This is a genomic window from Alkalihalobacillus alcalophilus ATCC 27647 = CGMCC 1.3604 (assembly GCF_000292245.2).
Taxonomy (GTDB): domain Bacteria; phylum Bacillota; class Bacilli; order Bacillales; family Bacillaceae_D; genus Alkalihalobacillus; species Alkalihalobacillus alcalophilus.
On the sequence record NZ_ALPT02000037.1, the window covers coordinates 36,781 to 46,276 of the forward strand.

Sequence of the window (9,496 nt, forward strand, 5' to 3'; positions counted from 1 at the left end):
TATGAGTGGGATTTTGTCCAGTGAAAAGGGTGAGTAGATGGAGAGACGATTCGTATTACAAGATGTACAAATGCTAAATGGAAAAAGATTAGATATCGTCATTGAGCAAGGATATATTGTAGAACTAACAGAGGCAAATACAGCACAAGGAGAATGTATCCCATGTCATGGTTGCTATGTATCAAGTGGTTGGATTGATATGCATGTTCATGCTTTTTCTGAATTTGACCCATACGGTGATGTAGCTGATGAGGTTGGGATTAAACAGGGGGTTGCAACGATTATTGATGCCGGAAGCTGTGGGGCAGATCGTTTTGATGACTTTTACGAACAAGTGAGTGAAGCGAAAACGAATGTTTTGGCGTTTTTAAATATCTCTAGTATTGGTTTAAGTCGAAAGGATGAATTATCTAATTTAGCTTGGATTGATCGTGAAAAGGCAAGACTAATGATTACAAAATATAAAGAGATAATCGTTGGTTTAAAAGCACGGATGAGTCAAAGTGTCGTCTGTGAAAATGGAATTGAGCCGCTTTTAGTTGCAAGAGAAATAGCAAAAGAAAATCATTTATCATTAATGGTTCATATAGGTTCTGGTCCTCCTAAGATAGAAGACATCTTATTACATTTAGAAAAAAAGGATATTTTAACCCATTTTTTAAACGGAAAAGATAATAATTTGTTCGATGAGCACGGTCGACCTTTGCCATTACTAATGGAAGCGGTTGATAAAGGAGTCCATCTAGATGTTGGACATGGTGGAGCAAGCTTTTCTTTTAAAGTGGCTGAATTTGCGAAAAGGGCAGGAATTCAGTTTCAGACGATAAGCTCTGATATTTATCGTCAAAATCGATTAGAGGGTCCAGTATTTAGTCTTGCAAAAGTGATGACAAAGTTTATCGCTCTTGGATACTCCTTGCAAGAAGTCGTCGATGGCGTGACTATTCAGGCTGCAACATGGCTAAATCGTCCTGAATTAGGTCGAATTCAAGTTGGTGATAAAGCTCATTTAACTTTATTTTCACTTGTAAATGGACCAGTTGAATTAATCGACTCACAAGGGGAAGTGAGAATCGGTTTAGAAGAAATTGTTGCCAAAGGGGTGGTTGTCAATGGGGAGTACTATCCATGCGAAGTACGGACTAAAACGAGTCATTAATGCAAGTGGTCGAATGAGTATATTAGGCGTTTCGGCCCCGACAGATACGGTCATGGAAGCGATGAAACAAGGGGGACAAAAGTACGCTGAAATGTCTGAATTAAACAAAAAATCAGGGGCATATACAGCGGAACTTATTGGAGCAGAAGCGGCGCTCATCGTTAATTCTGCTTCGAGTGGAATCGCTCTTTCTGTTGCTGCCCTTGTTACTAAAGGCAATAAACGAAAAAGTGAAAAGCTCCACCAAGAGAAAAATGAACAAAATGAAGTGATTTTGTTTAAAGGGCATAATGTTCATTACGGAGCACCTGTTGAGACAATGATTGCCCTTGGTGGTGGTAAAATGATTGAAGTCGGGTACGCAAACGAAGGAAAAAAGGAACATATTGTTGAGGCTGTCACAGAGAATACCGTAGCTATTATGTATGTTCAATCCCATCATGCAGTCCAGAAAAACATGCTTTCTGTTTTAGAGGTGGCTGAAATCGCGAAAGAACTTCAGTTGCCGTTAATCGTCGATGCTGCGGCTGAAGAAGACTTACATAAATATGTTCGTTGTGCAGACATTGCGATTTTTAGCGGCTCAAAAGCTATAGAGGGCCCGACGTCTGGCATTGTTGCGGGAAAAAAAGAGTTTATAGCGTGGGTTCAAGTTCAAATGTCTGGTATTGGAAGAAGTATGAAGGTTGGCAAGGAGTCTATTTTTGGTTTGTTACAAGCGTTAAGTGAGTACAAAAATAAAACCGACAGGAGTCATGAGGAAAAAGAAAGTTTGCAACCACTACTAGCTTTAAATCAAATAACAGGTGTATCTGTAAGCATCGTTCAAGATGAAGCAGGAAGAGCGATTTATCGAGCGAGACTAAAGGTGAACCCTAAGGAAAGTGAATTTACAGCGCTTGAAGTTATCGATCAATTAAAAAATGGAGAAGTAGCTATTTACACCCGTGATTATGGAGCGAAGCAAGGCTTTTTTGACTTAGATCCACGCTCTTTTCAAGATGATGATGTGCCTGTTTTAGTGGAGCGATTGAGTGAGATTTTAGGGGGAAATAAGTATGAAAATAAATAAACGATTTTATAAAGAGCGTGTAGCCCTAAATGTACTAGCAAATAATATCGAAAATGCAAAAGCCGTTTTTGATGCTGCAGCTGGATTTGTTGTAGTCGGTGTGCTTTCCAAAAACTACCCAACGGTTGAAGAAGCGGTTATCGATATGAAAAAATATGGGCAAGCAATTGATGATGCGGTCTCAATTGGCCTAGGTGCGGGTGATAATCGTCAAGCAGCTGTTGTTGCTGAAATCGTCAAACAGTATGGGGGAAGTCACATTAACCAAGTATTTCCTGCAGTAGGTATGACCTCTGCTAATCTATGTGAACCGAGTTGGATTAATAGCCTCGTTTCGCCAACCGGAAAAGTTGGTTATGTAAATATATCGACGGGACCTCATAGTGCAGCAGCTGATGAGGCGGCGATCGTTCCTGTTGAAGCGGCGATTGCACTAGTGAAAGATATGGGGGGACATGCATTAAAATACTTCCCAATGAAAGGATTGTCTACAAAGGAAGAATTTCGAGCTGTTGCCAAAGCTTGTGCTAAAGAAAGGCTATGCCTTGAACCGACGGGAGGAATTGATTTAAATAATTATGAAGAAATTTTATCAATTGCTTTAGAAGAGAAGGTAGAAAAAGTCATTCCACACGTGTATTCTTCTATTATTGATCCAAACACAGGCGAAACGAATGTGGAAGATGTGAAGAGATTGTTAGAGATAACAAAAAGGGTGGTTGCCGAGCATGATTAAAGTAGCGGCTTTTGGGGAAGTGATGATGCGCTTACAAACACCTGATCTGCAACTGTTAAAACAAGCAAATAATTTAGAAATGTCTTTCTCTGGTACTGGAGTTAATGTTGTATCAGCTTTAACCAATTTTGGACATCATGGTTTCCTTGTTTCAAAATTGCCTTTGAATGCAGTTGGTGAAGCAGCTAAGTCCTATTTACAAAAACTTGGTATTCAAACTCAATATGTGGTCAGAGGGGGAGACTATCTAGGAATCTATTTTTTAGAAAAGGGTTTTGGGGCCAGACCGAGTCGTGTTACTTATACAAATCGACTTGATAGTTCCTTCAACAAAGGAAGAATGGAAGATTATGATGTTGAGAACATCATAAAGGAAATCGACCTGATTCATTTTTGTGGGATTACATTAGCTATGAATGAACAAGTTAGAGAACAAGTCATCCTTTTAGCAACCGCTGTTAAACAAGCTGGTGGAAAGGTTATCTTTGATTGTAATTATCGTGCTTCTTTGTGGGGTGAAAATGGTTATAAAAAGGCAAAAAACTACTATGAAAAGATGCTTTCTTTGGCGGATCTTGTTATGATGAATGAAAGAGATGCTTTCTCCATTTTAGGAATGGAGACAATTCACTCAGAACGGAAAGACCAGCTATGTGAATTAATACCAAAAGTGGCCGCTCTGTATGATATTGAATTAATTGCCGGTACGCACCGAGAAATACATGGAGATAATAGCCATTCTCTTACTGGTTTTATGTACTTAGAGCAATCGATGACTTTTTCTAAAACATTAACGTTTGCTGTTCACGACAGAATTGGAAGTGGCGACGCCTTTACAAGTGGAATTATCCATGGTTACTATAAAGGCTTTTCACCAGATAAGACCGTTGCTTTTGCAACTACAGCAGGGATGATAGCCCATTCAATAGTTGGTGATACGCCGATGTCTTCTGAATATGATATTTTTCAAATCATGTCAGAGTCGGTGGGCGATGTAGAAAGGTAGAGAAGAAATGAATATTAGTAGAAAAAAAGGACCATTATACTTACAAATTAGGAATGTGATTAAGGATCGTATTTTACATGGTGTATACCCAATTGGCGAGAATATCCCTTCAGAAATTCAATTAGAAGAAGAGTTTGATGTGAGTAAAATTACGGTACGAAATGCGATCAAGGAACTAGTACAAGAAGGATATTTGGAAAAAAAGAGTGGAAAAGGAACTAAGGTGATTCGTAACACCTCTGCCTCAAAACTTTCAAAAGGGAAACGTTTTACGGAGGTTTTAGTAGAAAAAGGGCATAGAATAAAGAAAAAGGTATTAAAATCAGAAATTGTTCAAAATGAAATTGGTTCAGAACCACATCGGTTATTTGGGAAAGAATGTGTAAGAGTAGAGCGATTGTATTATTTAGATAATACGCCCTATATTCATTTCACTCACTTTTTATCGATTGAGTTAGCAGACTTTGATGAGGCTGATTTAAACGATCAATCACTCTATGAATTATTAGCGGAGCATGAGCTTGTTTTAGATAAATTCCGAGATGAATTTGCCGTTTGTCAATCACCAACTCATATTGCTGCATTATTAGAAATTGTTGTGGATACACCTTTATTAAAACGTTTGAGGTATTCCATGGATGAAGACGGTGAAGTAACTGAATTCAGTGAAGGTTATTATAATACGAATTTACAATTATATGTTGTAAATTACGATGCGTAAATTTGGAGGCGAAAATGGGAGATTTATTAGTGCCACTTTATTCATTACCAGAGCTTGAACAGTCAAACAATCAAACTTGGAAGATTCGGAAACCACTGCCACCTGAAAAGCATATTGTCATGAATTGGGTGAGGACCAATTTCTCAGAACAATGGGCAAGTGAAGTGGATGTTGCATTAGCTCAAACGCCGTCTTCTTGCTTTATTGCGGTAGAGGGGGAAAAGATTGTTGGGTTTGCTTGTTTTAATGTAACAGCTTTAAATTTCTTTGGACCAACTGGTGTCGCAGAATCAGCTCGCGGGCGAGGGATTGGTTTGCAATTGCTCATTCAAAGTTTAGATGAGATGAAACGGATCGGCTATGCTTATGCTATTATTGGTGGAGCAGGCCCCGTTGATTTTTATAAAAAAGCAGTAGGGGCTATTGAAATACCAGGTTCAAATAATGGCATCTATGTGGGAATGCTTAAGTAGGGTTCTAGGGGATTTCCAGCTCATATAAGTGCTGTATACGAAAAAAAGGCGATACGAATGGGAGATTACCCTAGTATCGCCTCTCTTTATTTGTCAGTTTATTAAACTTGTAAAGTCTCAATCTCATTGGAATATAATCTTGTTAATTCCGTTTGATAATCTCCTCTGACAACGCCATATTCGGTAATAATCCCCGTAATTAATTCTGATGGTGTGACGTCAAAAGCCGGATTAAATACTTTAGTAGCAGCTGGAGCAATGGCTTTTCCTTGGAGATGAGTAATTTCCTCGGCTGCTCTTTCTTCAATCGGAATATCATCACCGGTTAATGTATTGAGATCAATAGTCGAAAATGGTGCGGCAACGTAAAACGGAATGTCGTGAGCTTTTGCGAGTAAGGCTAAGCCATATGTTCCAATTTTGTTCGCGGTATCGCCGTTTGCTGCGATTCGGTCTGCCCCCACGATCACGGCATTGATTTCCTTCGTTTTTAACGTATGGGCAGCCATACTATCCGTAATGAGGGTCACATCAACACCTAGTTGCTGCAATTCCCAAGCTGTTAAACGAGAGCCTTGTAAGACGGGTCTTGTTTCACAAGCAAATGCTTTTAATGTCAAACCTTTTTCCTTTGCTAAATAAAACGGAGCAAGGGCTGTGCCATATTTTGCGGTAGCAATCGCTCCTGCATTACAAATTGTCATCACGGTATTGCCATCTTTTAGTAAAGATAAACCATTTTCACCAATACGTCGGCATGTTTGGACATCCTCTTTTTGAATTGCTAGTGCTTCAGCAACAGCTAAATCTTTTGCTTCTGCAACACTTTGCGCTCTTTTCACCTTTTTAACGATACGATCAATAGCCCAAAAAAGATTGACAGCGGTTGGTCTGCTACTAGCTAAATAATCTCTTTGTTTTTCAAATTCATCTAAAAAAAGTTCTAAATGATTGGATTGTTTGGAGCGTGCCCATAAAGCTAATCCAAAAGCCGCGACGATGCCGATGGCGGGGGCTCCTCTCACTTTTAAATACGTAATGCTTTCCCAGACATGTTCTATTGTTGTTAAGTGTTCATAAATGATCTCATTAGGTAGTTGCTGTTGATCAAGAATGACAATGGCATCATTTTTCCATTCAACGGATTGTATGGTCATGAGTAGGCTCCCTCCACGGTTGAGACAAGTTCTAAAACTCCCCCAATTTGTTTTCTCTCTAAGATGAGTTTACGACCAAGGTTAATGATGCTCGTTTGTACACGTAAACGAATTTCGGCTGATTCGATGCTATCGACATCAAGAACATGGGCTAAGCCGATCATCCGACGAATCATTTTGCAACCAGTAAAACCAAGTGCATCCTGCCAAATATCAGTTAAAACCTCCTCGACATACCCTTCTAATTCAGAAAAGGGTTCAATTGATTTTGCTAACCAAAGCTTTTTAAACTCACTAGTAAAAATATCCCATGTTTTTTCAATAGTATCAAGTAAATAGTTCTGTAAATCTTCTTTTTGTTCTGAATCTTGTTGATGTCCTTCTTGAGCGATTAAGTTCATAATAAGATTGGCTAAAAAGGCACCAATGTCAAAACCAAATGGTCCGTAAAATGAAAACTCTGGATCGATGACTTTTGTTTCGGTTTCAGATACAAAAATACTCCCTGTATGTAAATCGCCATGAATTAAGGTTTCAGACTTTGTAAGGAAAAGATGTTTTAATTTTGCGACTTCTTTTTTTAGTTCTTTATCTTGCCAAAGCTCGTGCACTCGGGGTGTTAAGTGTTCCTCAAAATTATTCGTTTCGCAATTGAAATAAGGATCAGTGAATACAAGATCTTCTGTTATTTTACATAACTCAGGGTTCGAATATGTAACAGCTAATTTTTTGGCTGCTTGTGGATTTATGCCAAAGGTTGATGTTGTAAAAAGGGTATGAGCTAAGTATTTACCAATATGTTCTGCAACAAGAGGGTATTGGTTTCCTGCAATTAATCCAGCTCTTAAAATTGTTAAATGGCTTAAATCCTCCATAACCGTTAACGCTAAATCGGGATCTAAATGAAAGACTTTTGGTACTAATTCAGGTACAACTTTTGCAGCTTCTTTTAAAGCGGATGCTTCAATTCGAGCTCTATCCAATGTGAGCGGCCAACTTTCACCCACAACTTTCGCGTATGGGAGGGCCTGCTTAATAATAAATGAACGTCCTGTCGTTTGACTAATAATATGGAAAACATAGTTTAAATTTCCGTCTCCGATTTCGGCAACAGTGGTTTCTTCGTCTGTTTTGATAAGGCCAAGATTGATTAAATAAGATACGGCTGTTTTCGTGTTTAATTCTTCATATTGTTTTTTTGTTTGAACGGTCATTGCACATTGCTCCTTTAATAAATAATAAAAAAACCTCTTTCTGATTGACAGAAAGAGGTGAATAGGTGTGAGACATCCGCCTCTCTTATCTATCAGACATAGTCTGTTGGATGTAGCACCGTGCCAATAAGGTCGGTTGCTGCGGTGTCATCGGGCCAATTCCCTCTACCTACTCAGGATAAGAGTTATTTTGTTGAATTTTCAAAAGATATAGAAAAGAATTCTTGAAAATAACTATAAGCGATTTAGTTATATGACGTCAAGTGCTTTTTTTGTATATAAAATTACTCAACTTTCGCAGCGTATAATGGACCCTTAACTGTTGATAGTGATTAACTTTAGGGCGATACAAGATTCAAATTGACTTTACAGGAACGGTTCAATCGTTGACAGTCTGAACACATCTCTTCGTAGGCTGTTGAAGGAAACTGTTCACTAAAATGAAGAGCTTGGGTGGTCGCTACCAAACAGAAACCAGACATGGGAGTGATTTATGTTCTACTTGTTTCATGCCCTTCGGCTATCGCTCCCAAACAGACACTCCGCGTCCTTGCCGAGAACCTCATGAGCCTCCTCAGCGTTTCACGCTTGCGGGGTCTCATTGGACGGTTTATTCCTGCGGGAGTCTCCGTGTCTGTTTGTCCGCTTGATAATAGAATTGAATCTAGGTTCGGTTCTCCTCATGGAATAAAAAAACAGACAATACTTCAAAATACAGTAGCTTGAGAATGATTTTTCTCCTTCCATGACTCATTCCGTTACAGTTGTAAATAAATCCGTGTTGATGCTCTGTACGTTAGCTAGACTAGCGAGCTTATTTCGATTGGAATCCTGTCTTTTCATAACTAACAAAGTGAAGAAGAAGGTCCTTCTGCGTTAGAAATAGCTGATTGAGAATGGCCATATCATCAAGCCTCTCCCCTACACTTAGCGGACAAAACCATACGTAGACTCCCGCGGGAATAAACCGTGGAGCGAGACCCCGCAAGGCTTGCCGAGGAGGCTCGCCAGGTTCCCGCAGGACGCGGAGTATGGTTTTGGTAGCGACAGCCGGAGGGTCTATAATATTTTCTTAATGCACAGTTTATCCGTTTGGTGTGATAGTGCGTTCTCGCTTTTCAAACGTGTCAAGGGCATTTGTTTAAGAGCTTCTATTCGCTCTGCCAACTAGTTGAACGGTTTTTCTCGATGCGAAAGTTGAGAAAAGAGTGAATCATAAACTGTGGAAATGAAATTAATGATCGAATAAAAATAATATTAAAAAAAGATTGACAATTCGATGGGGCGACTGGCATTATATAGAACAAGGAATTTATATTTCAGACTAAAACGGTCAGATAATCAAATATCTCTTATCAAGAGCAGGTGGAGGGATGAGCCCTATGAAACCCGGCAACCGGTTTATAAAAAACACGGTGCTAATTCTTACAGTCATCCGATTGATAGATGAGAGAGTGAATGAATGATTCACCTCTCCTTATCTATAATGGAGAGGTTTTTTGTGTTAGTGATCTTATAGAAAAAAGCTATGATTTGGGAAAAGAGAGAGGGAATAATACATGAGCTATGTAACCGCAACATATCAAATATATGATCCAAAAGGCCAGTTAGAGAAAAAAGCAGAAGGGATTGCACTAGGATTAACTGTTGGCTCATGGACGAACTTACCGAGTCTTGAACAAGAACAGCTAAAAGCTCATAAAGGTTATGTTGAACGGGTCGAGGAATTGCCAAGTGATGAAAAGTATGGGAAAAAAGGGCTCGTTACGATCACTTATCCGAGTGCGAACTTTAGTGCTGATTTACCGGCTGTATTAACGACAACTTTTGGCAAGCTATCATTAGATGGGAAAGTTAAATTAATAGATTTAGATTTTTCTCATGACTTAAAAACCTATTTTCCCGGTCCGAAATATGGGATTGAAGGGGTACGAGAAATTGTTGGCGTTCAAAATCGA

The 9,496-nt window shown here is 39.1% G+C and carries 8 protein-coding genes, 1 pseudogene and 2 riboswitches; of the genes and pseudogenes, 7 read left to right on the top strand and 2 right to left on the bottom strand.

Features of this window, described 5'->3' with window-relative positions; translation table 11 throughout:
• Positions 1–37 precede the first annotated feature (37 nt).
• The 6 genes from BALCAV_RS11520 to BALCAV_RS11545 are packed head-to-tail and all read left to right on the top strand — an operon-like array spanning position 38 to position 5,167.
• Positions 38–1,159, top strand: coding sequence for an amidohydrolase/deacetylase family metallohydrolase (locus BALCAV_RS11520; RefSeq protein WP_004428034.1), 1,122 nt, complete (start codon positions 38–40; stop codon positions 1,157–1,159).
• The gene (locus BALCAV_RS11525; RefSeq protein ID WP_004428033.1) at positions 1,113–2,231 is read left to right on the top strand and encodes a DgaE family pyridoxal phosphate-dependent ammonia lyase; all 1,119 of its coding nucleotides are present in this window, start codon (positions 1,113–1,115) and stop codon (positions 2,229–2,231) included. The genes BALCAV_RS11520 and BALCAV_RS11525 overlap by 47 nt, the downstream gene beginning before the upstream one ends.
• Positions 2,218–2,967: a 2-dehydro-3-deoxy-phosphogluconate aldolase gene (gene dagF, locus BALCAV_RS11530; RefSeq protein ID WP_004428032.1), complete on the top strand. Its 750-nt coding sequence runs from the start codon at positions 2,218–2,220 to the stop codon at positions 2,965–2,967. The genes BALCAV_RS11525 and dagF overlap by 14 nt, the downstream gene beginning before the upstream one ends.
• Entirely contained in the window at positions 2,960–3,973 is a 1,014-nt protein-coding gene (locus BALCAV_RS11535) for a sugar kinase (protein WP_004428030.1), read from the top strand. Before dagF ends, BALCAV_RS11535 begins: the two co-directional genes overlap by 8 nt.
• A 7-nt stretch (positions 3,974–3,980) precedes the next feature.
• Positions 3,981–4,694 carry a GntR family transcriptional regulator gene (locus BALCAV_RS11540; RefSeq protein ID WP_004428028.1) on the top strand — a complete coding sequence of 238 codons (714 nt, stop codon included), beginning with the start codon at positions 3,981–3,983 and terminating at the stop codon, positions 4,692–4,694.
• Positions 4,695–4,708: 14 nt separating this feature from the next.
• Positions 4,709–5,167, top strand: a complete 459-nt coding sequence (locus BALCAV_RS11545; protein WP_004428024.1) for a GNAT family N-acetyltransferase — start codon at positions 4,709–4,711, stop codon at positions 5,165–5,167.
• A 101-nt stretch (positions 5,168–5,268) separates the two neighbouring features.
• Here BALCAV_RS11545 and mtnA read toward each other — a convergent pair whose 3' ends face one another.
• Both mtnA and mtnK read right to left on the bottom strand, forming a co-directional pair.
• The gene (gene mtnA / locus BALCAV_RS11550; RefSeq protein ID WP_004428022.1) at positions 5,269–6,324 is read right to left on the bottom strand and encodes an S-methyl-5-thioribose-1-phosphate isomerase; all 1,056 of its coding nucleotides are present in this window, start codon (positions 6,322–6,324) and stop codon (positions 5,269–5,271) included.
• Positions 6,321–7,538: an S-methyl-5-thioribose kinase gene (gene mtnK / locus BALCAV_RS11555; RefSeq protein ID WP_004428019.1), complete on the bottom strand. Its 1,218-nt coding sequence runs from the start codon at positions 7,536–7,538 to the stop codon at positions 6,321–6,323. The genes mtnA and mtnK overlap by 4 nt, the downstream gene beginning before the upstream one ends.
• A gap of 82 nt (positions 7,539–7,620) precedes the next feature.
• Positions 7,621–7,723: riboswitch (SAM riboswitch) on the bottom strand.
• Positions 7,724–8,887: 1,164 nt separating this feature from the next.
• A riboswitch (SAM riboswitch) is annotated at positions 8,888–8,991 on the top strand.
• 106 nt (positions 8,992–9,097) lie between these two features.
• Here mtnK and mtnW point away from each other — a divergent pair.
• A pseudogene (gene mtnW / locus BALCAV_RS11565) lies at positions 9,098–9,496 on the top strand (2,3-diketo-5-methylthiopentyl-1-phosphate enolase); the annotation flags it as partial.

Bases quoted from the DNA above. Each gene is read 5' to 3' on its own strand.
- BALCAV_RS11520 (WP_004428034.1), top strand. From the start codon at position 38: ATGGAGAGACGATTCGTATTACAAGATGTACAAATGCTAAATGGAAAA.
- BALCAV_RS11525 (WP_004428033.1), top strand. From the start codon at position 1,113: ATGGGGAGTACTATCCATGCGAAGTACGGACTAAAACGAGTCATTAAT.
- dagF (WP_004428032.1), top strand. From the start codon at position 2,218: ATGAAAATAAATAAACGATTTTATAAAGAGCGTGTAGCCCTAAATGTA.
- BALCAV_RS11535 (WP_004428030.1), top strand. From the start codon at position 2,960: ATGATTAAAGTAGCGGCTTTTGGGGAAGTGATGATGCGCTTACAAACA.
- BALCAV_RS11540 (WP_004428028.1), top strand. From the start codon at position 3,981: ATGAATATTAGTAGAAAAAAAGGACCATTATACTTACAAATTAGGAAT.
- BALCAV_RS11545 (WP_004428024.1), top strand. From the start codon at position 4,709: ATGGGAGATTTATTAGTGCCACTTTATTCATTACCAGAGCTTGAACAG.
- mtnA (WP_004428022.1), bottom strand. From the start codon at position 6,324: ATGACCATACAATCCGTTGAATGGAAAAATGATGCCATTGTCATTCTT.
- mtnK (WP_004428019.1), bottom strand. From the start codon at position 7,538: ATGACCGTTCAAACAAAAAAACAATATGAAGAATTAAACACGAAAACA.